The 26,564-nt window shown below is 69.4% G+C and carries 28 protein-coding genes, 1 rRNA gene and 1 pseudogene; 12 read left to right on the top strand and 18 right to left on the bottom strand.

The window, feature by feature from the left end; all coding sequences use genetic code 11:
- Both rrf and ACVNF4_RS13020 read left to right on the top strand, forming a co-directional pair.
- Window positions 1-108: ribosomal RNA gene (gene rrf / locus ACVNF4_RS13025) — 5S ribosomal RNA — on the top strand; the annotation flags it as partial.
- 74 nt (window positions 109-182) lie between these two features.
- Window positions 183-731 (top strand): GNAT family N-acetyltransferase, encoded by a 549-nt coding sequence (locus tag ACVNF4_RS13020; RefSeq protein WP_461802925.1) that lies wholly within the window; start codon window positions 183-185, stop codon window positions 729-731.
- Window positions 732-737: 6 nt separating this feature from the next.
- Here the strand turns inward: ACVNF4_RS13020 and ACVNF4_RS13015 are convergent, their stop codons facing one another.
- The 8 genes from ACVNF4_RS13015 to ACVNF4_RS12980 form a co-directional block, all read right to left on the bottom strand.
- Entirely contained in the window at window positions 738-2,429 is a 1,692-nt protein-coding gene (locus ACVNF4_RS13015) for a type IV secretory system conjugative DNA transfer family protein (RefSeq protein WP_461802924.1), read from the bottom strand.
- Window position 2,430: 1 nt separating this feature from the next.
- Complete coding sequence (locus ACVNF4_RS13010) at window positions 2,431-3,849, bottom strand: ATP-binding protein (RefSeq protein WP_461802923.1); 1,419 nt, start codon at window positions 3,847-3,849, stop codon at window positions 2,431-2,433.
- A gap of 5 nt (window positions 3,850-3,854) precedes the next feature.
- Window positions 3,855-5,414 (bottom strand): SCO6880 family protein, encoded by a 1,560-nt coding sequence (locus ACVNF4_RS13005; protein ID WP_461802922.1) that lies wholly within the window; start codon window positions 5,412-5,414, stop codon window positions 3,855-3,857.
- Window positions 5,411-6,748, bottom strand: coding sequence for a hypothetical protein (locus ACVNF4_RS13000; RefSeq protein ID WP_461802921.1), 1,338 nt, complete (start codon window positions 6,746-6,748; stop codon window positions 5,411-5,413). Before ACVNF4_RS13000 ends, ACVNF4_RS13005 begins: the two co-directional genes overlap by 4 nt.
- A complete protein-coding gene (locus tag ACVNF4_RS12995; protein WP_461802920.1) occupies window positions 6,738-7,568 on the bottom strand; it encodes a hypothetical protein in 831 nt (276 codons plus the stop codon). Before ACVNF4_RS12995 ends, ACVNF4_RS13000 begins: the two co-directional genes overlap by 11 nt.
- A 158-nt stretch (window positions 7,569-7,726) precedes the next feature.
- Window positions 7,727-8,035 (bottom strand): hypothetical protein, encoded by a 309-nt coding sequence (locus tag ACVNF4_RS12990; RefSeq protein WP_010355696.1) that lies wholly within the window; start codon window positions 8,033-8,035, stop codon window positions 7,727-7,729.
- Window positions 8,036-8,383: 348 nt separating this feature from the next.
- Window positions 8,384-9,700, bottom strand: a complete 1,317-nt coding sequence (locus ACVNF4_RS12985; protein ID WP_461802919.1) for a S53 family peptidase — start codon at window positions 9,698-9,700, stop codon at window positions 8,384-8,386.
- A gap of 315 nt (window positions 9,701-10,015) precedes the next feature.
- Window positions 10,016-10,318, bottom strand: a complete 303-nt coding sequence (locus ACVNF4_RS12980; protein ID WP_461802918.1) for a hypothetical protein — start codon at window positions 10,316-10,318, stop codon at window positions 10,016-10,018.
- Between the two features lie 331 nt (window positions 10,319-10,649).
- On the opposite strand from ACVNF4_RS12980, the gene ACVNF4_RS12975 reads away from it, so the two are divergent.
- The 4 genes from ACVNF4_RS12975 to ACVNF4_RS12960 all read left to right on the top strand — a co-directional run bounded on the left by ACVNF4_RS12975 (window position 10,650) and on the right by ACVNF4_RS12960 (window position 14,343).
- Window positions 10,650-11,423, top strand: coding sequence for a trypsin-like serine peptidase (locus tag ACVNF4_RS12975; RefSeq protein WP_461802917.1), 774 nt, complete (start codon window positions 10,650-10,652; stop codon window positions 11,421-11,423).
- Window positions 11,424-11,786: 363 nt separating this feature from the next.
- Window positions 11,787-12,794: a C40 family peptidase gene (locus tag ACVNF4_RS12970; RefSeq protein ID WP_461802916.1), complete on the top strand. Its 1,008-nt coding sequence runs from the start codon at window positions 11,787-11,789 to the stop codon at window positions 12,792-12,794.
- Window positions 12,795-12,960: 166 nt separating this feature from the next.
- Window positions 12,961-13,659: a phosphatase PAP2 family protein gene (locus ACVNF4_RS12965; protein WP_461802915.1), complete on the top strand. Its 699-nt coding sequence runs from the start codon at window positions 12,961-12,963 to the stop codon at window positions 13,657-13,659.
- A gap of 84 nt (window positions 13,660-13,743) precedes the next feature.
- Complete coding sequence (locus ACVNF4_RS12960; protein ID WP_461802914.1) at window positions 13,744-14,343, top strand: DUF4328 domain-containing protein; 600 nt, start codon at window positions 13,744-13,746, stop codon at window positions 14,341-14,343.
- Window positions 14,344-14,407: 64 nt separating this feature from the next.
- Here the strand turns inward: ACVNF4_RS12960 and ACVNF4_RS12955 are convergent, their stop codons facing one another.
- Together ACVNF4_RS12955 and ACVNF4_RS12950 are read right to left on the bottom strand one after the other, a co-directional pair.
- The gene (locus ACVNF4_RS12955; RefSeq protein WP_461802913.1) at window positions 14,408-15,949 is read right to left on the bottom strand and encodes an FAD-binding oxidoreductase; all 1,542 of its coding nucleotides are present in this window, start codon (window positions 15,947-15,949) and stop codon (window positions 14,408-14,410) included.
- A gap of 149 nt (window positions 15,950-16,098) precedes the next feature.
- Window positions 16,099-16,272 carry a hypothetical protein gene (locus tag ACVNF4_RS12950; RefSeq protein WP_461802912.1) on the bottom strand — a complete coding sequence of 58 codons (174 nt, stop codon included), beginning with the start codon at window positions 16,270-16,272 and terminating at the stop codon, window positions 16,099-16,101.
- A 118-nt stretch (window positions 16,273-16,390) separates the two neighbouring features.
- On the opposite strand from ACVNF4_RS12950, the gene ACVNF4_RS12945 reads away from it, so the two are divergent.
- Window positions 16,391-17,215 (top strand): hypothetical protein, encoded by an 825-nt coding sequence (locus ACVNF4_RS12945; protein ID WP_461802911.1) that lies wholly within the window; start codon window positions 16,391-16,393, stop codon window positions 17,213-17,215.
- A gap of 318 nt (window positions 17,216-17,533) precedes the next feature.
- The gene (locus ACVNF4_RS12940; RefSeq protein WP_461802910.1) at window positions 17,534-17,722 is read left to right on the top strand and encodes a hypothetical protein; all 189 of its coding nucleotides are present in this window, start codon (window positions 17,534-17,536) and stop codon (window positions 17,720-17,722) included.
- A 52-nt stretch (window positions 17,723-17,774) separates the two neighbouring features.
- On the opposite strand, the gene ACVNF4_RS12935 is transcribed toward ACVNF4_RS12940, so the two are convergent.
- Window positions 17,775-18,125, bottom strand: a complete 351-nt coding sequence (locus ACVNF4_RS12935; protein ID WP_461802909.1) for a metal-sensitive transcriptional regulator — start codon at window positions 18,123-18,125, stop codon at window positions 17,775-17,777.
- A 194-nt stretch (window positions 18,126-18,319) separates the two neighbouring features.
- On the opposite strand from ACVNF4_RS12935, the gene ACVNF4_RS12930 reads away from it, so the two are divergent.
- From ACVNF4_RS12930 to ACVNF4_RS12920, 3 genes are read left to right on the top strand one after another with little or no spacing between them, the layout of a single operon-like run.
- Window positions 18,320-18,940, top strand: coding sequence for a DUF47 domain-containing protein (locus ACVNF4_RS12930; RefSeq protein WP_187748798.1), 621 nt, complete (start codon window positions 18,320-18,322; stop codon window positions 18,938-18,940).
- 8 nt (window positions 18,941-18,948) lie between these two features.
- On the top strand, window positions 18,949-19,947 hold the full coding sequence (locus ACVNF4_RS12925) for an inorganic phosphate transporter (RefSeq protein WP_461802908.1): 999 nt from the start codon (window positions 18,949-18,951) through the stop codon (window positions 19,945-19,947).
- 59 nt (window positions 19,948-20,006) lie between these two features.
- A complete protein-coding gene (locus ACVNF4_RS12920) occupies window positions 20,007-20,444 on the top strand; it encodes a DUF1203 domain-containing protein (protein WP_461802907.1) in 438 nt (145 codons plus the stop codon).
- 4 nt (window positions 20,445-20,448) lie between these two features.
- Here the strand turns inward: ACVNF4_RS12920 and ACVNF4_RS12915 are convergent, their stop codons facing one another.
- Window positions 20,449-20,826 (bottom strand): nuclear transport factor 2 family protein, encoded by a 378-nt coding sequence (locus ACVNF4_RS12915; RefSeq protein ID WP_461802906.1) that lies wholly within the window; start codon window positions 20,824-20,826, stop codon window positions 20,449-20,451.
- Window positions 20,827-20,973: 147 nt separating this feature from the next.
- Here ACVNF4_RS12915 and ACVNF4_RS12910 point away from each other — a divergent pair, with 147 nt between their 5' ends.
- Entirely contained in the window at window positions 20,974-21,534 is a 561-nt protein-coding gene (locus ACVNF4_RS12910; RefSeq protein WP_461802905.1) for a DUF4232 domain-containing protein, read from the top strand.
- A 113-nt stretch (window positions 21,535-21,647) separates the two neighbouring features.
- Here the strand turns inward: ACVNF4_RS12910 and pstB are convergent, their stop codons facing one another.
- From pstB to ACVNF4_RS12880, 6 genes and pseudogenes are all read right to left on the bottom strand, one after another.
- Window positions 21,648-22,424, bottom strand: a complete 777-nt coding sequence (gene pstB / locus ACVNF4_RS12905; RefSeq protein ID WP_461802904.1) for a phosphate ABC transporter ATP-binding protein PstB — start codon at window positions 22,422-22,424, stop codon at window positions 21,648-21,650.
- A 42-nt stretch (window positions 22,425-22,466) separates the two neighbouring features.
- Window positions 22,467-23,516, bottom strand: coding sequence for a phosphate ABC transporter permease PstA (gene pstA, locus ACVNF4_RS12900; RefSeq protein WP_461802903.1), 1,050 nt, complete (start codon window positions 23,514-23,516; stop codon window positions 22,467-22,469).
- Window positions 23,513-24,508, bottom strand: a complete 996-nt coding sequence (gene pstC, locus ACVNF4_RS12895; RefSeq protein WP_461802902.1) for a phosphate ABC transporter permease subunit PstC — start codon at window positions 24,506-24,508, stop codon at window positions 23,513-23,515. The genes pstA and pstC overlap by 4 nt, the downstream gene beginning before the upstream one ends.
- A 98-nt stretch (window positions 24,509-24,606) precedes the next feature.
- The gene (pstS, locus tag ACVNF4_RS12890) at window positions 24,607-25,737 is read right to left on the bottom strand and encodes a phosphate ABC transporter substrate-binding protein PstS (RefSeq protein WP_461802901.1); all 1,131 of its coding nucleotides are present in this window, start codon (window positions 25,735-25,737) and stop codon (window positions 24,607-24,609) included.
- A 217-nt stretch (window positions 25,738-25,954) separates the two neighbouring features.
- The gene (locus ACVNF4_RS12885; protein ID WP_461802900.1) at window positions 25,955-26,383 is read right to left on the bottom strand and encodes an NUDIX hydrolase; all 429 of its coding nucleotides are present in this window, start codon (window positions 26,381-26,383) and stop codon (window positions 25,955-25,957) included.
- A gap of 21 nt (window positions 26,384-26,404) precedes the next feature.
- A pseudogene (locus ACVNF4_RS12880) lies at window positions 26,405-26,564 on the bottom strand (CHAD domain-containing protein); the annotation flags it as partial.

Here is a 26,564-nt window from a genome sequence, read left to right as displayed (position 1 = left end):
TATAGCGTGAGGGAAACGCCCGGTTACATTCCGAACCCGGAAGCTAAGCCTCACAGCGCCGATGGTACTGCAGGGGGGACCCTGTGGGAGAGTAGGACGCCGCCGAACAATTATTCCGGGAGACCCCCGCACCTTAAGGTGCGGGGGTTTTCTGCGTTCAGGGGTGCGTTACGGTGAATTCCATGAACGACTTTGTGGTGCGGGGGATTCGAGCCGACGAGTGGACCGCTGTGCGGGAGCTGCGGCTCGCCGCGTTGCGTGATCCGGTGGCTTCGATCGCTTTTATGGAGACGTACGAGAACGCCGTGGCGGAGCCGGACGAGTTCTGGCAGGAGCGGGCGGCCAATGCGGCTGAAGGTGCTTCGGGGGCGCGGCAGTTCGTCGCGGAGGGGAAGGACGGGGAGTGGGGTGGGTCGGTCGTCGTGCTGGTGGAGGAGGCTGGCGGGACCGACTGGGCGGGGTTTCCCGTCGAGCGGCGGCAAGGGCATGTCGTCGGGGTGTTCGTGAAGCCCGAGTGGCGTGGGGGTGCTGTGATCGGGGCGTTGTTCGAGGCTGCGGTGAAGTGGGTCGCGGAGATCGGGCTCGGGCGGGTGCGGTTGATCGTGCACGAGGAGAATCTGCGGGCGCAGGGGGCGTATCGGCGGGCCGGGTTCGAGCCCACCGGGCGGGTCATTCCGCTCGACGGGGGTGGGGTCGAGCTGGAGTTCGCGCGGGAGTTGCCCTCGGCGTAGAGCGGCTCAGAACGGTAGGGCGCTGTCCGGCCAGCGGGACTTCGCCTGTTCCGGCGAGCGGACCAGGGCGAGGGTCGGCAGGCCCTGGGAGTCGCCGGTGCGCAGGAGTTCCGGGAGTGTGGGGAGCGGGGCGACCGCTGCGACGTCGTCCAGGATCAGGGTCATTGGTGGGTCGAGGCGACCGGAGGATGACCGTTCGGCCATGCGCCGGCCGCGCTCGACCACGCTGGCGGCGAGAGCCGTGAGGAGGGGCATCGCGCCGGGGTTTGTGCGGGGGTCCTCGATGGAGTCGCCCACTACGTAGAGGGTGCCCCCCTCGTGGATGAAGGAATCCAGGGTGAGGGCGTCGGTTCGGTTGGGGGTGCAGGCTTCTCTGATGTTGACGGTGGAGAGGGCGGCGAGGGTGCGGGTCGTCAGCTCCTGGGCGATGTCCCTGCGGTCCGGGTGGGCCGTCAGGGCTGCCTCCAGTTCGCCTGCCGCTCCTGGGGCTGCCTTGGGGTGGGTGCGGAGGGTCTTGACCGCTTCCTGGACGTGGGTGCCCTGGCTCCAGCGGTGGACGTGTCTGATCGTCCGGCCGTCCAGGGCCGCTGCGTGGAGGTAGCTGCGGAGGAGGGTGTGGGCGGTGTCCGCGATGGCCTGGTCGATCTTGGCGGTGGGGCGGGTGGGGGCGAGGAGGGCTGTCGCCCTCGCGATCGCCGTGTCCTTGTTCTCACAGCCGGTTGTGGGGGGCCAGTGGAGGCGGGACGGGGTGTCGCAGAGGTGGGTGGGGTCGTACAGGAGAGTCGGGCCGAGTTTCGCCCTCGCGTCCTTGGTGGTGTGCCACAGGGCGGGGTTCGAGGTGAGGACGAGGGCTGGGCCGGGGGCGTCCTGGAGGGCCTGGGCGGCGGTGAGGAGGCGGGTTTCTCGGGGGGCTGCGAGGAGGGTGGGTGCGGGTCCGGTGGTGGCTGGGGTGGGGGGCGTTTCGCTCACCCGCGCTGGCGGGGTGCCGCTGCGCCCACCCGTGCCGCCCCCAGCGGCACGACTGCCCGCAGCTGAGGCGGGGGAGGAGACGTGGCTGCGGGCGGGTGGGGAGCCGCTGCCCGCAGCTGCGCCGCCTGCGCCGATCGCGTTAGCCGCGCCGGCTGAAGAGGTAGGTCCAGGCAAGGACGTCGGTACCTGTGGCGCGGCGTTTGTTGGAGCTCCTTGGGCGCCGTCTCCGCCCCCCGCCAGGGGCGGGGACGCCCAATTGCCCTCGCCCCGCCCTCGTTTGGTCAGAGGCCCCGTGGACGGCGCTGAGCTGTCTTCAGCACCTGGCCCCCTCCCCTGTGCCGCCAGCCGGGCGTCCCGCTTCCTCGCCCGGACCATCCTCCACCGGGCCCACGTCCCCAGGCCGAAGAACGTCAGCGTCAGCAGGATCATCAGCTGGCCGATGAACAGGCCCCAGAAGAGGCCGTAGCCCGAGAGGGCACCCGGTGGGGGGTCCGGCCAGGCGCCGGGGAGGTCGTCGGGGTGGGAGATGAGGTGGCGGAGGGCGAGGGGGGTGTCCATGAGGGACAGGTCGGACGGCCAGGAGCCGTGCGCGAACACGGCGGAGAGCCCCGTTGCCGTCCAGGTCAGGACTGTCACCACCAGGAGCAGCGCGAGTATCCCCAGGAGCAGGCTGTCGGGGATGCCTCCTTGCTGGCGGGGTTGGCGGGGGCGCCCGTGGGGATCCGGCATGTCATGCCACCGTGGATTCCGTGCCGTCGAGGTCGGCCATGTGCTGTTCCATGAAGGCCGCGGCTCGTTGTTCCGCCTCCAACTCGGCGGCGCGCAACGCGTCGTCGGCGGCGTCGGAGGAGGACTCCGTCATCGCGCGGTCCGTGAAGACCAGGGGGCGTTCCGTTTCAGTGACCAGGTGTTTGACGACCTGGACATTGCCGTTGACGTCCCATACCGCGATACCCGGCGTGAGGGTGGGGATGATCTCCACCGCCCAGCGTGGCAGCCCCAACACCCGTCCAGTGGCCCGCGCTTCGTCCGCCTTCTGGGCGTAGATCGTCCGGGTGGACGCCATTTTCAGGATCGCCGCGGCCTCTTTGGCCGCCGCTCCGTCGACGACGTCGGACAAGTGGTGGACGACCGCGACGAAGGACAGGCCGAGGCGTCGGCCGAACTTCAGCAACCGCTGGAACAGCTGCGCGACGAACGGGCTGTTGATGATGTGCCACGCCTCTTCGACGAGGAAGATGCGCTTCTTGCGGTCGGGACGGATCCAGGTGTGCTCCAGCCAGACGCCGACGATGGCCATCAGGATCGGCATGGCGATGGAGTTGCGGTCGATGTGGGAGAGGTCGAAGACGATGAGGGGCGCGTCGAGGTCGATGCCGACGGTCGTGGGGCCGTCGAACATGCCCCTCAAGTCGCCGTCCACCAAACGGTCGAGGACGAGGGCGACGTCAAGTCCCCATGCCCGTACGTCGTCTATGGCGACGTTCATCGCCTCGGCCGACTCCGGTTCGGGGTGGCGGAGTTGCTCGACGATGTCGGTGAGGACCGGCTGGCGTTCGAGGATCGTCTCGTTGACGTACGCGTGGGCGACCTTGAGCGCGAAGCCGGAGCGTTCGTCGAGGCCGTGGCCCATGGCGACCTCGATGATCGTGCGCAGCAGGGCGAGCTGGCCGGTCGTCGTGATCGCGGGGTCGAGGGGGTTGAGGCGGATGCCCTGGTCGAGGGCGGCCGTCGGGTCGAGGCGGATGGGGGTTATCCCCAACTCGCGGGCGATGAGGTTCCATTCGCCCGCTCCGTCCTCGCCCTGGGCGTCGAGGACGACGACTTGGCGGTCCTTGAAGCGCAACTGCCTTAGGACGTAGGTCTTTTCGAGGGCCGACTTGCCGTTGCCGGACTCGCCGAGGACGAGCCAGTGGGGGGCCGGGAGCTGCTGGCCGTAGAGCTGGAAGGGGTCGTAGATGTAGCCCTTGCCGGAGTACACCTCGCGGCCGATGATGACGCCGGAGTCGCCCAACCCCGGTGCGGCGGTGGGGAGATAGACCGCCTGGGCCTGGCCGGTGGAGGTGCGGACCGGGAGGCGGGTCGTCTCGACCTTGCCGAAGAGGAAGGCGGTGAAGGCGTCGGTGAGGAGGGAGAGCGGGTCCCGCATCTGTCCTACCTCCGGATGCCGGTGGCGAAGGGGAGTGTGTTGACGAACGCCCGGTGGTGCTCGCGGTCGCACCACTCCAGCTTCAGGTACGACTTGCCGGCCGAGGCCCTTATCGTCCGCTTGTCGCGGTTGAGGGCTTCGGGGGAGCGGGACGACACCGTGATGTAGCCGACGAGGTTGACGCCGGCCGCGCCGCTCGCGAGGTCCTCACCGCGCTGGTCCAGGCGGGAGTTGGCCGCGACGTCACGCGGGTCCAGGGTGCGGTTCATCTTGGCCTGGCGGGACGCCTCGGCCTCGTCGTTCGTCTTCTCCGTCAGCATGCGCTCGATGGCGACCTCGGTGGGTTCGAGGTCCATCGTCACGGCGACCGTGCGGATGACGTCCGGGGTGTGGACGAGCAGCGGGGCGAGGAAGTTGACGCCGACCGGGGTCATCGGCCACTCCTTGACCCACGCCGTGGAGTGGCACCAGGGGGCGCGGGTCGAGGACTCGCGGGTCTTCGCCTGGAGGAACGTCGGTTCCATGGCGTCGAGTTCGGCCGGCCAGGCGTTGCGCTTGGTCATCGCCTGGATGTGGTCGATGGGGTGGTCGGGGTCGTACATGGAGTGGATCAGCGACGACAGCCGGCCCTGGCCGAGCGGCTGGCGGACGCGGATGTCGGCCTCCTGGAGGCGCGAGCAGATGTCGGTGAGCTCACGGGCCATGACGACGGCGAGGCCGGCGTCCCGGTCGACCTTGCGGCCGGACTGGGGGCGGGCGGCGCGGGCCATCGCGTGGGCCTCGGCGGCGAGTTCACGGCTGTACTGCATGCAGGCGACGAGGTAGGCGCGGTGCTGTTCGCTGCTCGTGGAGACCATCGACTGGAGCTGGTCGTACGAGGACTGGAGCCAGGGGAGGGCCTTGTCGTCGCCGCGCTGGGCGACGTCCTTGGCGTGCGCGTCCGGGTCGGCGGGGAGGGTGCGGGCCAGCATCTGGATGCGGGTGACGAAGCCGTCGCCGTTGGCCACGTGCTTGAGCAGGGTGCCGAAACGGTCCACCAGGGCTTCCTGGTCCTCGCTGTCGCGCAGGCCGACGCCCGGGCCCTCGATCTCGATCGCGGCCGTCACCGTGCGCCGGTCGGCGTGCAGGAGGACGGCGATCTCGTCGGGGCCGAAGGGGGCGGACAGCCACGTGATGCGGCCGATGCCGGGGGGCGGGCCGATCTCGACCTCACGGCCGTCGAGCGCCACGCCGGCCTCCATGGCGGAGCTGCGGTACGTCGTGCCCTTGCGCAGGCTGCGCTTGTAACTGCGGTTGATCTCGAACCACTTGTAGAAGGTGCGGTGCTTGTACGGCACGTAGACCGCCATGAGGGCGATCAGCGGGAAGCCGGTGAGCAGCACGATCCGCAGGGCCAGCACGGGGACGAGCAGGCCGCACATCATGCCGAGGAACGCGCCCACGATGATGAGGGCGATCTCTCCGGTCTCGCGGTTCTTGCCGACGATCGCGTTCGGCCGGGCGCGGCCGATCAGATACGTGCGGCGGGGCGCGATCGCGTGCGACACGTGGGACTCGGTCGTCAACGCCCTTCACCTCCCGTGCGGTTGTTGCTGGCGTGCGGGGTGCCTGTGCGGGGTGCGGGTGCGGCGGAGGGGACAGATCCGCCGCCGTTCGAGGGGCGTGAGCCGTGCGCGGCGATGCCGCCGGAGCCGGGGTTCGCCGGGCGCGGCGTGCTGGACGACGAACTCCCGCCGCCGCCACCGTCGTTGGCCCGTGTGCTGTGCGTCTTGATGCCCTGGGCGACGAGCGTCGCCGGCGAGGAGATGACCGCCGCGGCCTTGGACTCCGCGCCCTGCATGATGCGGTTGTTGCGGGACGCGGCGATCTCGTCGCCGAAGCCGGGGACGAAGCGGTAGATCATCGCGCTGGCGAAGATGGCCAGCAGGATGATCGAGAGCCCCGACACGACGGCGGAGAACGAGTCCGGGCCGTCCTTCCCGGCGAGCGCCCCGGCGAGGCCGAGGACGATCACGATCACCGGCTTCACCATGATCACGGCGATCATGACCCCGGCCCAGCGGCGGACGTGCCCCCACAGGTTCTTGTCGACGAGACCGGCGTACACGACCGTCCCGAGCAGCGCGCCGACGTACAACAGGGCTGTCCTGATGACCAGTTCGAGCCAGAGGATGCCGGCGGCGAGGACCGACACCAGCGACACCACGATCAGCATGATCGGTCCGCCGCCGATGTTCTCGCCCTTCGCGAGCGCCGTCGAGAACGTCCCGAAGAACGTGTCCGTCTGGTCCCCGGTCGCCTTCGCGAGGACTTCCGTGATGCCGTCGGTCGCCGAGACGACGGTGTAGAGGATCAGCGGCGTGAACGCGGACGCCAGGACCGTCAGCCACAGGAAGCCGACGGCTTCCGAGATCGCGGTGCCGAGGGGGACGCCTCGCACCGCGCGTTTGGCGACGGCGAGCAGCCACAGGACCAGCGTCAGGACCGTCGACGCGGCGAACACCACCGCGTACTGCTGGAGGAACTTCTCGTTCGTGAAGTCGACGTTCGCCGTCTCCTTCACCGCCTCGCTGAGCTTCTTCACCGTCCAGGAGGCGGCGTCGGCGCAGCCTTTGGCGAGGGAGGAGAGGGGGTCGAGGGTGTCGGAGACGCCGGGGTCGGTCTTGGCGGTGGTGCCGCCGCTGTTGCCGCGTTCGCAGTACTTCTTCGCCTGCGCGTGGATCAGGCGGCACTGGTCGTCCGACGGGCTGGGGGACGGCGACGGCGTCAGGGTGCCGCTGACCGAGGGGGTCGGGTCGGGGGTCGGTGGCGCCGCGAACGCTCTGGCGGACAGCAGCACGGCCGTCGTCTGGACGGCGGTGAGGACTCCGGCGAGCCGAAGTGCACGCTTACCGGGCATACGTGAACCCTCCGTACTCCTCGATGGCCTTGCTGATCTCGTCGGAGCTGGCGGCCTGGTTGTCACCCGGGACCGGGGCGGGGCCGTCAGTCTGGTTCTCGGCGGCGACCTTCCAGTCACCGTTCACCCACTGGAGGTCGAAGGTCCAGGTGCTCCACGTCGACTTGACGGGGTCCGTCGAGTTCGTCCCGGACATCCCGATGAGTCCCATGTTCCAGACCGCGACCTTGGCGGCGGTGGCGGAGTAGCTCTGGACGGTCGAGCCGATCGGGACGACGCGGGCGACGAAGGTGTTTCCCTGCGGCGGGTCGCCGTTCGCGTCGAGGCCCAGTTCGGCGAGGAAGCCGGCGGTGTAGGCCTTGTCCATGGCGGGCCGGAGCCGTGCGGCGGCGTCCGGGGTGTAGAGGGTGTCCACGATGGTGTGCCGGCTGTCCTGGTGGAACATGCCCGTCGAACCCAGCACCACCGCGTAGTTCGCCGCCGCCGATTGAACGCCCTGTCTGTCGTGTGCGTACCCCGTGGGGATGGACCCCGTCTTGCCGTCCACCGGCTTCGTCCCGCTCGCCGCCGTCGACTCCGCCTGCGGCTTCGTCCCGGACGCGCCGCGGGACGACGTGTCGGAGCCCCCGCCGTCGCCGCTGCCGCGGTTCGCGAAGGCGATCGCGGCGATCAGCAGGACGACGACGGCGACGACGGTGACGAGGCTGCGGGAGGAGGAGCGGGGGGGCCGGCGGGAGGGGTCGGTTTCGGGGAGGCGGGTGCGGGTACCCGCATAGCCACCCGCTGAGATGTCGTGGCCGGGCTCGTCGGCGGGACTCATGCGGTGTGCGCCCCCTCTGCGTCGTGTGCGGCGTGTGCGTCGTGGAAAAACGCGGCGCAGTACGACGGTAGCCGTGCTGGTTCCCGCGCGGGCGCGGTGTGGTGACTCGACATCAGGGGGACGCAACCTCAGCCGGGAGGGGAGGGAAGGGGGAGTGGCTAGACGGCCATGCCGTACACGATGGTGAACAGCGTGCCGAGGGAGCCGATGATGAAGACTCCGGTGAGGCCCGCGATGATGAGGCCCTTGCCCTGTTCCGCGCTGAAGGTGTCCCTGAGGGCGGTGGCGCCGATACGTTGCTTCGCAGCACCCCAGACGGCGATGCCGAGGCAGATGAGGATCGCGAACGCCATCACGACCTGGATCATCGTCTTGGCCTCGGTACCCAGGCTGCCGAAGGGACCCCAGTCGGGAGCGATCCCGCCGATGATGGTGTTGATGTCGCCCTTGTCGGCTGCGAAGAGCATGTAAGTCACCGCCCCTGGTGGGTAGTTCTGATCGTGGCCCGCTGCCGTGCGCAGGGGTCGGGCCTCATTGTCACCGACGATGCCGCCTGGGTATGTCGACTTGGCGGCATTGCCGGGTGGGATTCGTATGAATGGTTCGTATCGTCACTCTGTGTATCACGGCAGGTCACGCCGGGCAATGAGGTGAGCGCGGAACCTGAGGGTGTGGTTCTGCGGAACCTGTCGGCGCCTCTGTCGTTGAGACACTTTCCCGATGGTCTCACGCCCCTAACGCGAACGGGCCGCGGCTTGTCGCCGCGGCCCGCTCTGTTGACGCCTCGAAGTCGACGCCGTGATGTTGACGGAGGGTCAGCCGGTGAAGGCCCCCAGACCCTGCGGCGTACCCCACCCGGTCGGGCCGTCGTACCCCGGCCCCGCGGTGCACAGGTAGCTCGCGTCGGCCGAGCAGGAGCCGTTCGAGCCGCTGGTGACGTCGTTCAACGCGGACGTGCCGGCCGCGTTGTAGATGTACGACGACGGGTAGTCACCGCTGCCCGGGGTGCCGGCCAGCGCGTAGACGCCGGCGATGATCGGGGCGGCGGCGGAGGTGCCGCCGAAGGTGTACCAGCCGGCGGTGACGCCGTAGGAGTCGTACACCGCGACACCGGTCGCCGGGTCGGCGACGGCCGAGGTGTCGGCGATGGCCCGCTTCGAGCAGCCGGTGTCGGTCTGCCAGGAGGGCTTCGCGTCGAACGCGGAGCAGCCGGAGCCGGTGCCCTCGGTGGGCGAGGTGCCCCAGACGGACTCGGTCCAGCCGCGGCTGTTGGAGGCGGTCTTGAGGGCGGTGCCGCCGACGGCCGTCACGTACTTGGACGCGGCCGGGTACTCGGCGCCGTAGCCCTCGTCACCGGCGGAGACGGTGAGGGCGACGCCGGGGTGGTTGAAGTAGGAGGCGTCGAACGAGGCGTCGCTGGAGGACTCGCCGCCGCCGTAGCTGTTGGAGACGAACTTGGCGCCGAGGGCGACGGCCTTGTTCACCGCCGTGCCGAGGTCGGTCATGCTGGAGGACTTCGCCTCCACGAGCAGGATGTTGGCGTTGGGGGCGATCGCGGAGGCCATGTCGAGGTCCAGCGAGATCTCCTGGGCCCAGCCGCTGTCGGCGGTGGGCAGGGAGGTCGTCGAGCCGGTCTGGGAGACCTTCTTGAAGCAGCCGTTGCTCGTCGTGCAGGCGCTGAGGCCGTAGTTCGCGCGGTACTTGGCGAGGTCGGCCTCGGCCTTCGGGTCGTCGAAGGCGTCGACGATCGCGATGGTCTCGCCGGAGCCGTTGTTCGCGGCGGCGTCGGTGAGGCCGTAGGCGTCCTGGAGGTCGCTCGGGCCGAAGCCGGTGGGGCTGGCGCTGGCGGCCTTCGGGGTGAGTGCCGCGCCCTTGTGGTTCCTGGTCGCCTTCGCCTTCGAGAACGCGGTGACGCCGCCGGTCACGCGGAAGGAGTTGCAGGTGAGGTCACCCGCGTGCTTCGGGACGGAGCAGGGGGTCGCCGTCCAGGTGACCGGGGTCGCCGAGGTCGCCGCGTCGGCGTGGGCCGCCGTGCCGAGGCCGGTCAGGACGAGGGCCGCGGTGCCGACGGCCGCGCCGCTCATCCGGCGCCATCTGCCGGATATCGCGGGGGTGTTGGTGGACGTACGCAAGGTACTGCCTCCTGGAAGTGGGGTGTTCAGGGGCGGTGCGGGTGGTGCTGTGGGGGTGTGGGCGGCGGCCCGGCGATGACTGTTGCTTGTTGAGTACGCGACAAACAAGACAGGTGGCGGAATCCTGACTTCCGCGTTACTGAACGGGGTTCGGGGATTGCCCCGGCATGGTGCGGGAATGGTGCCGCGATGGGGGGCACTTGACCGGGGAAACACGCGCGTCACAACGCGGCGCGGCGCCGGTGACGTGCGGGAAGTGTCCCTGAGGGACCTTCAGGAGGGGCTGACCGGCGTCGCGTCTCCGGTGGGGGGTGGTCAACGGTTCGGCAGGGTGGGGCAGGTGGCCAGGCGGGTGCGGTGGACCGTGGGTTCGGAGGTGACGACCGGCAAGGGAATGTCGTAGCGAAAGCACGTGGGCCCGGGGGTGTGGCCGACGGTGACGGTGATTCCGGAGCGGTGTCGCTCCGCGGTCCAGGGGGCCGCCGTCGCGATCCCCGCGCTGTTCGACAGGCCGGGGATCCCGCAGACGCCGGTCACGGCCAGGCCGACGGCGATCAGAGCGGGGAACGCGCATCCGGCCGGGGACGGCCGGGTACGCGTGTCGGTGTCCTGAGTCATCTGCTGGGAAATCCCGTATCGATACGGCAGTGGCGGACCGGTCGATCCGTGTCCGGCGCCGACGTGGACCATAGACAGGGCCGCGCCTGGCTTGGCAGACTCTTGACTGATGTTGGCCATTTCCTGTTGCACACGAAGTGGAGCTTGAGGTGGCACTTCATGCCGTGTTCTGCCGAGAAGCTGGAGGTCCGCTTGGGTCGGCCGGTGCTTTGCTAAGCGGAATGGCTGGTTCTCTGCGTGGCCGAGACGTCCGTATTCTTTGCCGTGTCATGACTTGGTGGAAAGGTGCTGTCTGATGCTTCTCTCACCTTCATGGTCCAGAGTGGCTCCGATGAACCGCACCCGCCCGCAGGGCCACCGAAGGTTCGCGCTGCTCGGCACGACGGTGTTGATGGCAGGGAGTTGTGTCCTGGCGTCGGCGGCTGTCGCCGACGACGGCGCGGGCCCGCTCGGTGTGACGGTCGTGGCCTCGGGCGCGGCGGCAGCGGCCCGCGTGGGTGTCCTGCTCGACACGGACGACCTGGGGAAGCCGGCCGGGGCGCACTTCTGCACGGCGTCGGTGGTGCAGAGCGCGGGGCGGAACCTGATCGTGACCGCTGCGCACTGTCTGAACGGCGACGACGGGTCGGGGGTCGTGTTCGTGCCCGGGTACCGGGACGGCAAGGCGCCCTACGGGGTGTGGAAGCTGCGGAAGAACTTTCTGCCGGACCCGTGGTCCAAGGACCAGAGCGAGGACAGCGACCTCGCGTTCGCGGCACTCGCGCCCAACGCCGCGCACAAGAACATCCAGGACGTCGTCGGCGCGAACCTCTTCGCCCCGGGGACGACCACCGGGGCCTCGCCGGTCACCGTCACCGGGTACCCCGACACCTCCGAGCGGTCGCTGACGTGCACCAACCGGCCGGCCGTCGAGAGCGACACCCAGCAGCGGATCGCCTGCCCCAGCTTCAGCGCGGGGACCAGCGGGAGCCCCTGGGTGAACGGGTACCACGAGGTCGTCGGCGTGCTCGGCGGGCATGAGCAGGGCGGGGACACGGACGACGTGTCGTACAGCGTGGTGCTGGGGAAGGAAGCGGCCGCGCTGTACAAGGCGGCCGGCGGGTGAGGCGGCTTCGGTGAACGGGCGTGCGGCGTACGATCGTCTGTCGTATCGCGTGCTCTGAAGCCGGATAGAGAAGCTCTTGCCCCGAACCCCCCACCCTCGTACGACCACCCCCCGCACCCCCCTTCCCCGCCGCACCCCGGGCAGCGCCTGGAACAAGGCGGACGCGGCCCGCGCCGGCACCGCCCGAGCCGGGGACGTCCGCTGCCGTCGCTGCGGCACCCCTCACGAAGCCGACGACCCCTGTGCCGAGGGGGATTAGAACGCTCTCGCGATGGACAGTGTCCGACCGGGGCGAACTTACCCGTACGCGGCGAGGTCGGGCCGTAGACTGACGCGCGGTGACTCCCGGCCGGCGAGGGGCGGTTGACGGTGCGTAAGGCGTGGATCTGGGTGACCGCGGTCGCCGGGGCCGGGCTCGCGTTCGTCATGGTGCTCGTCATCGGGGTCTATCTGGTCGCCGGGAACATGGCGAACGGCGTCGGCGGTGGCACCCGGGCGCTGGCCAAGGGGTCCGTGCCGGCCGCGTACTCCGCGATCGTGCAGAAGTGGGGGAACCTCTGTTCCGCCATCAACCCCGCGCTGCTCGCCGCCCAGCTGTACCAGGAGAGCGGATTCAACCCGCGCGCGCAGAGCGCCGCCGCCGCGCAGGGAATCGCGCAATTCATTCCGGGCACCTGGGCGACCCACGGGGTCGACGGAAACGGTGACGGCAGGAAGGACGTCTGGGATCCGGCCGACGCCATTCCGTCCGCCGCCGCGTACGACTGCGAACTCGCGAAGTATGTGAAGGACGTTCCCGGCGATCCCACGCACAACATGCTCGCCGCCTACAACGCGGGCGCGTACGCGGTCATCAAGTACGGGGGCGTACCGCCGTACAAAGAGACCCAGAATTACGTCAAGACCATCACGACCCTCGAAGAGAGTTTCGCGGCGCCGGTCGGGCGGGTTTCGCCGTCGGAACAGGCCGCCGGGGCGATCTATTTCGCGCAGAAGAAACTCGGCACGCCTTATCTGTGGGGCGGGAACGGCACCGCGGCGGACAACGGGCGGTTCGACTGCTCGGGGCTGACGAAAGCGGCGTACGAAACCGTCGGTGTCGAGCTGCCGCGCGTCGCGAACGACCAGTACAACGCCGGGCCGCACCCCACGCGGGCCGAACTCCTCCCCGGTGACCTGGTGTTCTTCTCCGACGACCTCACCAATTCGCGGGCCATCCGGCACGTCGGGATCTATGTCGGCGGCGGGTACATGATCGACGCGCCGCGCACCGGCGCGGTGATCCGGTTCGACCCGATCGACACCCCCGACTACTTCGGGGCGACCCGCGTGACGGCGGATGGCGCGAAAGCGCTGCCGACCACTGTCTGAAAACGGGTGAGGGTTCCTTGAACCGGCCCTGGGTCGGGCGGACGCGTCTCCCTTCGATAACGTCTCAGTGATCATTCAGTGGAGACGGAACGATGGAAGCGGGGCATGCGTTCCTGTTGAGACGACCATGACGTGAGACGACCACGACGAAAGGAGCCGCGGCAGCATGGCTGGAGTCGCCGATTCCGGATCGAACCTCGATGTCGATCTGCTCTACGACATCAATGGCCTCGCCAAGGACGCGCCGCACTGGTTCGACCGGATCGTCGGATTCGTCGGTGAATACGGGCTGCTGTTCGCGATGATGCTGCTCATCCTGGGCTGCTGGTGGACGGTGCGGCGGCGGGCCTCCTCCGCCGAGGAAGCCGCGTCCTCCGTCGCCGCGCTCATCTGGGCGCCGCTCGCCGCCGGGGTCGCCGTCCTCGTCAACGTCCCGATCCGGGGGTTCGTCGAGCGGCCCCGGCCGTTCAACGACCACCAGGGTCTCGAAGTCCTCGTCTCCGGCAAGACCGACTTCTCCTTCGTCAGCGACCACGCGACGATCACCATGGCGATGGGTGTCGCCCTGTTCGTCGCGAACCGGCGCTTCGGTGTCTGGGGCCTCGTCCTCGGGCTCCTCGAAGGGTTCTGCCGCGTCTACATGGGCGTCCACTACCCGACCGACGTCGTCGGCGGCTTCGCCCTCGGCACGGCCGTCGCGCTGCTGCTGTCGCCGCTGGCCTCCGCCCTGCTGACGCCGGTTCTGCGGGCCGTCGAGCGTTCGCCCCGAGTGGGGTGGCTGGTCCGCAGTCGGGCGGCCCGGGTCGCGTTCGTGCCGGGGGCGCGCAGCGAGACGGGGGCGGGGGAGCGGGATCTGGCCGCCTGAAAGTCGTACACACGTACGGGGGTTGTGCTTAAGATCGCTCCGCCCGGCGTCCGCTGCGGCTCCGTACGCCGTTTGGACAGGACGATGACCGCCGCTCCCGGAAGCTCCAGAACTGCCAGCGCCCCCTGGGCCCTCGCCCGCTGTACGCAGGCCGCCATAGCCGTGGCCGCCGTGGCGGACGGCTTCGCCGCGACGGTCGCCCGGGACCGCTACCTCCACCCCACGGACGCGCCCGCCGGCTTCGCCTCCATGGTCTTCGTCTACCTCATGACCCTCGCGATCGTCCTGTTCCTCGTCTGGCTCGACCGGTCCTGGCGCAACGCGCGGGCCCTGTCCCCCGACGCCGCGCTCCCCGGCCGGGGCTGGACGATCGGCATCTGGTTCGTACCGGTGGCCAACTTCTTCGTCCCCCGCGGGTTCGTCCTCGCGATCGGGCGGGCGAGCTCCGCGGCCTGGGGGAGGGGGACGCTCCTCGTGAACCTGTGGTGGGCGGCTTGGGTCGCGCACGCCGTCGTGCTGGTGGTCGGCCGCCAGGTGGATCCGGGGTCGGTGGGGTTCCTTGTGGTGTCCTCGGGGCTCATGGTCGCGGCGGGTGTGCTGTTGGGGGTCGTCATTCAGCGGGTGACGGGGTTGCAGGGGGCCGCGCTTGGCGTTGGGGCGGCACCTGTGGGTGAGACGGCTTGAGCCACCGCCTTCCGCCGGGCCGACTTCCCTTCCGTCACTCGCTCTCGATGGCCTCGAAGATGTCTCAGATCCCCTGCGGATAAGAGAAGAACTTCGTCGGGTCGTACTGCTGCTTCACCTTCGCCAGCTTCGGCGCCGCGTCCCCGTAGTACGCCTTGCGCCAGTTCGTGAGGGTGGGGTCGGTGTAGTTCTGGTAGGCGGCGCCGGAGGCATGAGGCTGCATGGCCTTGTGGGCCGTGTTCAGCCAGGACTGGGCGGTTGTCCCCGGGGTGCCGGGCTTCCAGGAGGCGATGTACTGGGCGAGGAAGCGGGAGCGGCGGTGGACGAAGGCCGTGGCGGTGGGGGAGACGCGGTTGACGGCGCCGCCGAGGGCGGTGAGGGCGATGCTGCCGGCGCCGCCCTGGACCTTGCGTATCTGGCTCAGCAGGGTCTGGATGCCTGCCTCGGAGAGGGACTTGTCGAAGAAGTCCGAGCGGGCCGTGTACGTTTCGCGGCCGAGTTTGCCGCCGGGGGTGCGGTTGGGGAGGGTGCCGGGGAGGTGGCAGCTCGCGGACTTGGAGTACGAGGAGCAGCCGGCGTAACCCTCCATCGCCTCGGCGTAGGAGCGGCGGCGCAGGGTGACGGACGTCGGCTGGCCCGCCTTCGCGGCGAGGCGGTCCACCGCGTTCTGGAGTTCGCCGTAGGTGCCCAGCGAGAACGCGGCGACTGAGATCGACGGGGTGCCGCCCGGGGACGCCGAGAGGCTCAGCGCCGACCAGATCTCGTCCGGCTGGGAGGGCCCCCACTCCTGCCAGGCCCGCAGCACGGCCGCCGCCTTCGCCCACGGCCAGGTCAGGTACCCGGTGACGGCCTGCGGCGCGGCGTGCGTCTTGAACTGGAGCTCCGTGACGACGCCGAAGTTGCCGTTGCCCGCGCCGCGCAGCGCCCAGAAGAGGTCGGGGTTCTGCTTCGCGTTGGCGGTGAGCTGCTTGCCGTCGGCGGTGATGATCGTCGCCTGCGTGAGGCTGTCGCAGGTCAGGCCGTACGCGCGGGACGAGACACCGTGTCCGCCGCCGAGGACGAGGCCCGAGACGCCGACGGAGGGGCAGGAACCCGCCGGGATCGTCACGCCCTTCGCGGTGACCGTGCGGTAGACGTCGATCAGCTTGGCGCCGGCGCCGACGACGGCCGTCCCGCCGCCGACCCTGATGTTCTTCAGCTTGGAGATGTCGACGACGAGACGGCCGTCCCCGGAGGACCAGCCCGCGTACGAGTGGCCGCCGTTGCGGATGGCGACCTTCAGCTTCTGGGCGCGGGCGAACGCCAGCGTCGTCCGGATGTCCTCGGTGTGCGCGACGTACGCCACGGCCGTCGGCTTCAGGGTGTCGAAGCGGGTGTTGTAGAGCTGGCGGGCGGCTGCCCACTCGGCCTCGCCGGGGCGGACGAGGAGGCCGTCGAGGCCGGCGGCGAGGGCCTTCCAGTCGGCGGGGGCGCTGGCGGAGGTGTAGCCGAGGGAGTCGGTGGCGGCGGGGGAGGGGCTGCCGCCGGTCAGGGTCGGCTTGCAGCCGGCCGTGACGGCCGTCGCGGTGAGTGCCGCCGCGCCGGTGATGAACATGCGCCGTTCCATGGTGCTTCGCCCTCCGTCGCGGCTTCCGCCGTCCGCTGCTCGCTGTTTGCCGTCTGCGGCTTGTCGTGTGCCGCTCATCGACCGAGACGGATTCCCTGTGCGGAGGGTTCCCGTCGGACTGTTCTTACGGCCGGGGGGCCGGGGTGCGTTCAGCCTTTGGCGTGGTTCTCCGCGTCCGTGCGGGCCAGGCTTCTGGCGCGGCGGGCCGGGCCGCGCCAGCCGCAGGTGCAGCGGGCGAAGCAGAAACGGCCCTGCTCGACGGTGGTGGCGGCGTGTTCGCCGGAGGGGGTGGAGGGGGTGGGGGCGCCGTCCGGATGCTTCACATACTCAACGGTAACCCGGTTCGGCAAAGGGTTCGCCAGGGGTGGCGGGCGTGACGGTGGTACTTGCCGGTCGTTGAACGGGGGGAACGAGGGGGCCCGCGATCTGGGGGTTGGCAGGATGCAGTACAGGCGGGGCGGTGTGGTGGCCGTCGCGGGGCTGGTGGCCGGGGTGGTGGCCGGGGCCTCGGGGTGTGTGAGCAGTGGCGCCGCCGCTGAGGACGCGGCTCCCGGGGACGTCGTCGGGACGCTTCACCGAGCCGCCGACACGCTGTTCGCCGCCGGGAGTTCGCGGGCCCAGACGTCCATGGAGATGGCCACGGGCGGGACTCGGGTGACGATCCGGGGGGAGGGCGTGTACGACTACCGGCGGCAGCTCGGGGAGTTGCGGGTGGTGCTGCCGCAGGATCCGTCCGGGGTGAGCGAGCATCGTCCGATCACCGAACTCCTCGCGCCCGGGGCGTTGTTCATGAAGAACCGGGGGGCGGGGGTGCCGGCGGACAAATGGGTGCGGGTGGACACGGCGACCATGTCGGACGGGAATCTCGTCACCGGGGGTGCCACCGATCCGTTCGCCGCGGCGGAGTTGCTGCGGGGGGTGCGGACGGCAGTGTACGTCGGCCGGGGGGAAATCGCCGGGGTCGCCGTCCGCCACTACCGGGGTACCGCCGACCTCGCCCTCGCCTCCCGCGACGCCACCACCGGCAACCGCGCCTCCCTCGCCGCCGCGGCCAAGGGCTTCGCCACCTCGCAGGTCCCCTTCGACGTCTACCTCGACGACCAGGACCGCATCCGCAAAGTCCGGCACCGGTTCAGTTTCGTCAACAGCGGGCGGGAGGGGGTGGTGGCCGTCGCGTCGACTGTGCTGCTGTACGACTTCGGGGCGCCTGCGGTGGTTCGGCTGCCGGAGTCTCGGGATATTTATGCGGGGCGGATTGCTGAGTGAGGGGGTTGTGGGTGCGGGTGCGGGTCCGGTGGGGGCTGGGGTGGGGGGCGTTTCGCTTGCCCGCGCTTGCGGGGTGCCGCTGCGCCCACCCGTGCCGCCCCTAGCGGCACGACTGCCCGCAGCTGGGGGGATGGCGGCGTAGCCGCCTTTCAGGGGCGCGGGGAACTGCGCGAGCGGCCGCGACGGGCCTGTAGTCGCCCATCCACCGAAACCACCCGAGTTGATGGGCGTGGCTGTTGAGGACTAGCCCTTCCGTGCCATGCGCCGCATGTGGGGGGCTGCCTACTCTAGGAAGCCGGTCGTAGTAGGGATGGGGTGATGGGCGTGGCTCCGGGCGGTGGGACGGCGGTGCAGGACCACGTGGCCCTGGCCGAGATCGAGCTGTGCGGTGAGCTGATGATCGCGGCGTCCACGGCGGACGGTGAGCGGCTCAGCCTGGACTTCATCGACGAGGTGCTGAGGGTCGTGCGGGTGAGGGAGCTGAGGGACGAGACGCCGGGGGCGTGAATCCGTCGTCCCCCTCACGCTCGTCCCCGGCGTCAGCGCCGCAGGCACCCGCTCACGTGCGCAGCATCCGCCCGATCGCCTTCGTCGCCTCCTCCACCTTCGCGTTGATCTCGTCGCCCCCCTTGAGTGCCGCGTCGGCGACGCAGTGGCGGAGGTGTTCCTCCAGGAGTTGGAGGGCGAAGGACTGGAGGGCCTTGGTGGAGGCGGAGACCTGGGTGAGTATGTCGATGCAGTAGACGTCCTCGTCGACCATGCGTTGCAGGCCCCGGATCTGGCCCTCGATGCGGCGCAGTCGCTTGAGGTGTTCGTCCTTCTGCTTGTGGTAGCCGTGCGTCGCGTGGTCCTCGGAGGGCACCGCTTCTTCGGAGGGCGTCGGTGTTTTTTCGGCCTCTGTGGTCGTCATCGCGTCCTCCGGTTCGTCTCGTATACCCCTAGTGGGTATATCGTAGCCAAGTTTGCTGGGTATAGGGCCCTTGGTCCCACCCCGTGCTGGTCACTGTGCCTGATGGGCGACACTGGGGGACGGCCCCTTAGCCCTGACCGGATGATGCGCTTAGCATCAACCTGACTGAAACCGATGCATAACGAGGACCCCACGTGCGCTTTCGTCTGACCCCCAGGGAGACGAGCTTCTACGACATGTTCGCCGCGTCCGCGGACAACATTGTCACGGGCTCGAAACTCCTGATGGAACTGCTCGGGGCGGACACCGCCGGCCGGGCCGAGATCGCAGAGCGTATGCGGGCCGCCGAACACGCCGGTGACGACGCGACACACGCGATCTTCCACCAGCTGAACTCCTCGTTCATCACACCCTTCGACCGCGAGGACATCTACTCCCTCGCGTCGTCCCTCGACGACATCATGGACTTCATGGAGGAGGCCGTCGACCTCGTCGTCCTCTACAACGTCGAGGAACTCCCCAAGGGCGTCGAGCAGCAGATCGAGGTCCTCGCGAGAGCCGCCGAGCTGACGGCGGAGGCGATGCCGAACCTGCGGACGATGGAGAACCTCACGGAGTACTGGATCGAGGTGAACCGGCTGGAGAACCAGGCCGACCAGATCCACCGCAAGCTCCTCGCGCACCTCTTCAACGGCAAGTACGACGCGATCGAGGTGCTCAAGCTGAAGCAGATCGTCGACGTCCTCGAAGAGGCCGCCGACGCGTTCGAGCACGTCGCCAACACGGTGGAGACCATCGCCGTCAAGGAGTCCTGAACCCCCTCATGGACACCTTCGCCCTGGTCGTGACCATCCTGGTCGCGCTCTTCTTCACGTACACCAACGGCTTCCACGACTCCGCCAACGCGATCGCTACCTCCGTCTCCACCCGCGCGCTCACCCCGCGCGCCGCCCTCGCCATGGCCGCCGTCATGAACCTCGCGGGCGCCTTCCTCGGTTCGGGGGTCGCCAAGACCGTCAGTGAGGGGATCATCCAGACGCCCGAGGGGTCCAAGGGGATGGGGATCCTCTTCGCCGCGCTCGTCGGCGCGATCGCCTGGAACCTCGTCACCTGGTACTTCGGGCTGCCCTCGTCGTCGTCGCACGCCTTGTTCGGCGGGATGGTCGGCGCCGCGCTCGCGGGTGGGACGCACGTCTACTGGAGCGGCGTCGTGGAGAAGATCGTCGTCCCGATGTTCGTCTCGCCGGTCGTCGGGCTCGTCGTCGGGTATCTCGTCATGACCGCGATCATGTGGCTGTTCCGGCGGGCCAACCCGCACAAGGCCAAGCGGGGGTTCCGGATCGCGCAGACCGTCTCGGCGGCGGGGATGGCGCTCGGGCACGGGTTGCAGGACGCGCAGAAGACGATGGGGATCGTCGTGATGGCGCTCGTCATCGCCGACGTCGAGGACTACGGGGACCCGATTCCCGTCTGGGTGAAGATCGTCTGCGCCGTCATGCTGTCGCTGGGGACGTACGCGGGCGGGTGGCGGATCATGCGGACGCTCGGGCGGAAGATCATCGAGCTGGATCCGCCGCAGGGGTTCGCCGCCGAGACGACCGGTGCGTCGATCATGTTCACCACCGCGTTCATCTTCAAGGCGCCCATCTCGACGACCCACGTCATCACCTCCGCGATCATGGGCGTGGGGGCGACGAAGCGGATCAACGCCGTGCGGTGGGGGGTGGCCAAGAACATCATCCTGGGGTGGTTCATCACGATGCCGGCCGCTGCGGCGGTGGCCGCGGTCGTGTACTGGGCCGTGGATCTGGCGTTCCTGTAAGAAGCGTGACGTCGGGTTTCCGCCGGCGGACGGTACGGGCGGCGGTCCAGCATGAGCGCATGACCAGCTACACCGTGCTCCCCATCGACCCGGCCGCCCTCAAGGAACTGCGCGTCACGGACGACGCGGGCCGCCCCTGCGTCCCGTACACCGCGACCCCCGACGACACCGGCTCCCCCCTGCGCTGCTGCCTCCGCCCCGTCGAACCGGGCGAGCGGATCGCCCTGATCTCGTACGCCCCCCTGCGACGCTGGGCCGCCTCGGTGGGTGCGCGGCCCGGTGCGTACGACGAACAGGGGCCCGTCTTCGTCCACGCCGACGAGTGCGGTGGGTTCAGCCCCGGCGAGCGGTATCCCTTCGACCGGCCCGGCGCGCTGCGCACCGTGCGCCGCTACGATGCGGCCCTCGACGACGCCTTCAGCGATCCGGACGTCGCGCTCGTGCACGTGCGGGCGCTGGAGTTCGGGTGCTTCCACTTCGAGGTGCGGCGGCCGTAGGGGTTCAGGAGCGGGACGGCTCGATCTCCCCCGCGAACACGATGACCTGGTCGATGAGGCTCCGCCGCAGGTGGACGACGTCCGTCCCGGCCAGCCGAGGGCCCCCGTCCGGTGTCGTGAACACCCACTGGTACCGCGCCCACTCGCCCGGCATGTCCACCGCCGAGCACCGCACCATCGTCCCCGTCCCCGCCGGGTGGCGCCGGATGTCCAGGACGAACCGCTCGACCGCCTCGATCCCCTCACTGCGGCCCAGCGGCCCCCAGAACACCACGTCCGTGGTCAGGGCCTGGGAGAGCAGGTCGGTCACGTAGTTGTCGTTCGAGGCGTTGAAGGCGGAGAGGAACGTGTCGATCGCGGATCGCGCGGCTTCTTCCTGCATGCCCAAGTAATAGCAGCCGTTCTGTTGTCATCGTTCTGTCACAAGGGATCGTGGCGGGAACCCCGCCGCTCCTCCGCGCTGTCTGCACTCACGTACCGCGGGACGACAACCGACGGCCGCGGACGACAGACTCAGGGGGACGACAGCATGCGGCACAGCAACGGTATGCGCAGGGCGGCTCTGGCGACGACGGCGGTCACGGCCGTCGCGGCGGCGGTGACCGGCATCCTGCCCGGCACCGCGATGGCGGCGAGCACCACCACCACCCCGCCGCCCGCCTGCGCGGCTTCGGCGCTCAAGGTCAGCGCCTGGCAGGCCGCCCACCCGCCCGTCGGGACCGGGACCGGGGCGGCGGTCGTGCAGTTCACCAACGTCTCCAAGAAGACGTGCGTCCTGAAGGGCCACCCGACGACGGTCGCGGGCGTCAGCGGCTCCCACACCACCGCGCTCAAGATCACCACCACCGGCAAGGCGGCCACCGTGACGGTCCGGCCGCGCGCCAAGGCGTGGGTCAAGCTGACCTTCGTCCAGGTCCAGGGGGAGGGCGACGGCTACTGCAAGTCGGGCAAGACCCCGAAGGCGTACCCGAGCATGATGATCGGGCTACAGCGCTCCGGGAAGCACAAGGTCGCCCTGAACGACGGGTGGTGGGCCCTGTGCGACAACAAGGTGACCGCCACCTCGGTGTCGTCGGTCAAGCCTTCCTGAATCGCGGGCATCGCCCGAAACGCGCGTGGGCCCGCCTCCTGCTCGGCAGGAGGCGGGCCCTCTACGGCCTCGCGGTGGCACCGCCATGCAGCACCGCGAGGGGTCTGCGGGGTTTAGCCGAAGCGGCCGGAGATGTAGTCCTCGGTGGCCTGGACGGACGGGTTGGAGAAGATCCGCTCCGTGTCGTCGATCTCGATGAGCTTGCCGGGCTGGCCGACGGCCGCGAGGTTGAAGAACGCGGTGCGGTCGGAGACGCGGGCGGCCTGCTGCATGTTGTGCGTCACGATGACGATCGTGAAGCGCTCCTTCAGCTCACCGATGAGGTCCTCGATCGCGAGGGTGGAGATCGGGTCGAGGGCCGAGCAGGGCTCGTCCATCAGCAGGACCTTCGGCTCGACCGCGATCGCGCGGGCGATGCACAGCCGCTGCTGCTGACCGCCCGAGAGGCCGGAACCCGGCTTGTTCAGGCGGTCCTTGACCTCGTTCCAGAGGTTCGCGCCCTTGAGGGACTTCTCGACGATGTCGCCCAGCTCGCTCTTCTTGACCTCACCGTTCAGGCGCAGGCCCGCCGCGACGTTGTCGAAGATGGACATCGTGGGGAAGGGGTTGGGGCGCTGGAAGACCATGCCGACCTCGCGGCGCACCGACACGGGGTCGATGCCGGGGCCGTACAGGTCCTCGGAGTCCAGCAGGACCTTGCCCTCGACCCGGCCGCCGGACGTCACCTCGTGCATCCGGTTCAGGGTGCGCAGGAACGTCGACTTGCCGCAGCCGGAGGGGCCGATGAACGCGGTCACCGTGCGGGGCTCCACGGTCATCGAGATGTCCTCGATCGCCTTGTGGGAGCCGTAGTAGGCGGTCAGTCCGCTTACGTCGATTCGCTTGGCCATTGTCTACTTCACTTCCAAACAGTCGCTGACTTAGAGGCCGCGTCAGCGACCGGACTTGGGCGCCTTCCAGCGGGCGATGCCGCGCGCCACCAGGTTGAGGATCATCACGAACGCGATCAGCGTCAGGGAGGCCGCCCAGGCGCGGTTGAACGCCGCCTCGGAGCCCGCGCTCTGCGAGTACTGCTTGTAGATGTACAGCGGCAGTGACTCCTGCGCACCCTCGAAGGGGTTGTTGTTGATGTACGAGTTGCCGAACACCAGCAGCAGGACGGGGGCGGTCTCACCGGCGATTCGGGCGATGGCCAGCATGACGCCGGTCGTGATGCCGCCGATCGCGGTCGGCAGGACGACCTTGAGGATCGTCCGCCACTTCGGCACACCGAGCGCGAGGGACGCCTCACGCAGCTCGTTCGGGACGAGCTTCAGCATCTCCTCCGTGGACCGCACGACCACCGGCATCATGAGGATCGCGAGAGCCAGCGAGCCGGCGAAACCGAACGGCTGCATCTCGAAGATCAGCATGAGGCTGAGGATGAACAGACCCGCGACGATCGACGGGATACCCGTCATGACATCGACGAAGAAGGTGACGGCCTTGGCGAGGTTGCCCCGCCCGTACTCCACCAGGTAGATCGCGGTGAGCACACCGATCGGGGCGCCGATCAGGGCGCCGAGGCCGACCTGCTCCAGGCTCCCGATGATCGCGTGGTAGATCCCGCCGCCCGGCTCGGAGTCGCCGACGACACCCATCGAGTGGGAGAGGAAGTAGAAGTCGAGGACCTTCACACCGCGCTGGACGGTCGCCCAGACGAGGGACGCCAGCGGGGCCAGCGCGAGGAGGAAGGCGACCCACACGAAGCTGGTCGCGACCCGGTCCTTGGCCTGCCGCTTCCCCTCGACCTTCGCCGCGATGCCGTACGTGCCGACGACGAAGAAGATGCCCGCGAGCAGCGCCCACTGGATGCTGCTGTCGAGCCCCGCGACGGAGCTGACCAGCAGGCCGAGCGCGACGGAGCCGACGGCGATCGCCCAGGGCGTCCACTTCGGCAGGCTCGCGCTGCGCAGATTGCTCTTGACGGTCGCGGTGCTCATGAGTTGGCCCCCGAGTACTCCTTGCGGCGGGCGATGATGAGCCGGGCCGCGCCGTTGACCAGCAGCGTGATGACGAACAGCACGAGACCGGAGGCGATCAGCGCGTCCCGCCCGAACTCGTTCGCCTCGCTGAACTTGCTGGCGATGTTCTGGGCGAAGGTGCCGCCGCCGGGGTTGAGGAGGCTGGCGTGGATGTCGAAGTCGGGGGAGAGGACCGTCGCGACGGCCATCGTCTCGCCGAGCGCGCGGCCGAGGCCGAGCATCGACGCGGAGATCACACCGGAGCGGCCGAACGGCAGGACGGCCATGCGGATGACCTCCCAGCGCGTCGCGCCGAGGGCGAGCGCCGCCTCCTCGTGCATCTGCGGGACCTGGCGGAAGACCTCACGGCTGACGTTCGTGATGATCGGCAGGATCATGATCGCCAGCAGGATGGAGACGGTGAGCAGCGAGCGCGCCGGACCCTCCTCCCACTCGAAGAGGCCGGTCCAGCCGAGGTAGCTGTTCAGCCACCCGAACAGCCCGTTCAGGTGCGGAACCAGGATCAGGGCGCCCCACAGGCCGTACACGATGGACGGCACCGCCGCGAGCAGGTCGATCACGTAGGCGATCGGACCGCGCAGCTTGCGGGGGGCGTAGTGGGTGAGGAACAGCGCGATGGCGACGGCGATCGGGACCGCGATGAGCATCGCGATGAGCGACGAGACGATCGTGCCGAACGCCAGGACCGCGATGCCGAACTTCGGCGGGACGAGGCCGGTGTTCCACTCGAAGGTGGTGAGGAAGTTCCCGTCGTCCTTGTTGATCGCGAGGACCGCGCGGTACGTCAGGAAGACCGCGATCGCGGCCATGATGAGCAGCAGGAAGATGCCGGAGCCGCGCGAGAGACCGAGGAAGACCTTGTCGCCGAGGCGGGACGAGCTCTTCTTCTTGATCACCGGGGCCGGGCTGTCCGTGGGGGGTGGAGCGTCGGTTATCTGTGTCGTGTCCATAGAGGTTCTCCGGTCTGCGGGAGCCGGGTGGGCTCCGGGCGGCGGTGCACCGGAAGGCGCGGCCCGGGGAGGCGTGCTCCCCGGGCCGCGCCGTCAGATCAGCTCAGGCCCTCGATGGTGGAGCGGACCTTCGTGATGATGGCGTCCGGGATCGGCGCGTAGTCGATGCCCGAGAGGAGGCCCTGGCCGTCGGTGGAGGCGATGTAGCGCAGGAACGCCTTCGTGGCGGGCAGGGAGTCGGCCTTGTTGCCCTTGTCGCAGACGATCTCGTACGTCACCAGGGTGATCGGGTACGCGCCCTCGGCCTTGGTGGTGTAGTCGAGCTTCAGCGACAGGTCGGAGCCCGTGCCGACGACCTGGGCGGCGGCGACGGCCTTGGTCGCGCCGTCCGAGGACGCCTTGACCGGAGCGGCGGCACCGGTGGCGATGGAGGCCGCGTTCAGGCCGTCCTTCGCGTAGGAGAGCTCCATGTAGCCGATGGCGCCCTTGGTCTGCTTGACGCCGGCCGCGACACCGGAGGAACCCTGGGCGGACTGGCCGCCCTTGGCCTGCCAGGCCTTACCGCCGGAGAACGTCCAGTCGGACGCGGCGGCGGCCTTGAGGTACTTGGTGAAGTTGTCCGTCGTACCCGACTCGTCGGAGCGGTGGAACGCCTGGATCTTCAGGTCGGGGAGCTTGGCGCCCGGGTTCAGCTTGGTGATCGCCGGGTCGTTCCACTTGGTGATGTCGCCCTTGAAGATCTTCGCGATCGTCGTGGCGTCCAGGACCAGGTTGTCCACGCCGTCCAGGTTGTACGCGACGGCGATCGGGCCGGCCACCATCGGGAGGTCGATGCCCTGGCCGCCGGAGCAGACCTTCTTGGAGTCGGCGACCTGCTCGGGCTTCAGCGCGGAGTCGGAGCCGGCGAAGGCGATCTGGCCCTGGGTGAAGGCGGTGACGCCCGCGCCCGAGCCGGAGCCCTTGTAGTTGACCTGGACACCGGAGCACGCCTGCGTGAAGTTCTTCACCCACGCGTCGATCGCGTTCTTCTGCGCGGAGGAGCCGTCGGCGAGGAGCTGGCCCTTGGCGTCGTCACACTTGACCGAGCTGGTCGACTTCGCGGGCGAGGAGCTGTTGTCGGTGCCCTTCGCGCCCGTGTCGTCAGAGCCGCACGCCGTGAGGGCCAGGGCGCCGGAGACGGCGAGAGCGCCGAGAGCGAGAGCCCGCCGGTTCTTGCGCTGAAGCTTCACTTGAGGGAGATCCTTCCAGGAGCCGCCGTCCTGAATCCGGCGGCGTGCGGGGCAAGACTTGTGGCCCGAGAACGTCCGTCGTTCTGCGTTCCGTGCCGTGTAAGGCCGAAATTAAGCAGATCAGGTGAAGGCGCCGATGGGCTCATATGAACGGCGGGTGAACCCCTGAAGGCGGTGTGGTTAGGTCACGGAACGCTTACGTCGAGGACACGAACAATCACGTCGAGGTCACCGTAGAACGGCCGATCGCGGTCAGCAGCGCGTCCACGAGGTCACGGTCCCTCGGCTGGGTGAGTCGATTCCTGGCCGCCGCCGGGGACAGCCACAGGATCCGGTCCACCTCGTCGTTCGGCACGAACGCGCCGGACACCGCCTGCGCCGCCCAGTACCGGACCTCCTTGGGACGGCCGTGCACCTCGTAGACGAGGGTGAGGAGACGGGCTCCCGGGGTCGCCGTGTACCCCGTCTCCTCCTCGACCTCACGCACTGCGCCGTCCAGGGGACGCTCGTCGCGCTTGAGCTTGCCCTTGGGGTGCGACCAGTCGTCGTATTTCGGCCGGTGGACGAGGCACACCTCCAGCGCCTCGTCGATCGGCGAGATGCGCCACAGGACGCAGCCGGCGGCCTGGATGGTGCCGTGGTTCATGTGGATCGCCCCTGTATGCGTTTACGACGACGGTGTCAGCGCGCGGCTCTGCCAGCTCTGCTGGAACGCGTACCTGGCCGCCTCGACCTCATGCCGCTGGTCCGCGTGCAGGACACCCAGCGCGTACGCCGTCGCCGGGGCGATCCTCGGGGTGCGCGCCGCCGAGGCCGCCGCCGCGGCC

The sequence above is a fragment of the Streptomyces sp. S6 genome (genome assembly GCF_054880855.1).
The sequence above is the reverse complement of the archived record's forward strand: the minus strand, read 5'-3'. Positions and strand labels throughout refer to the sequence as shown.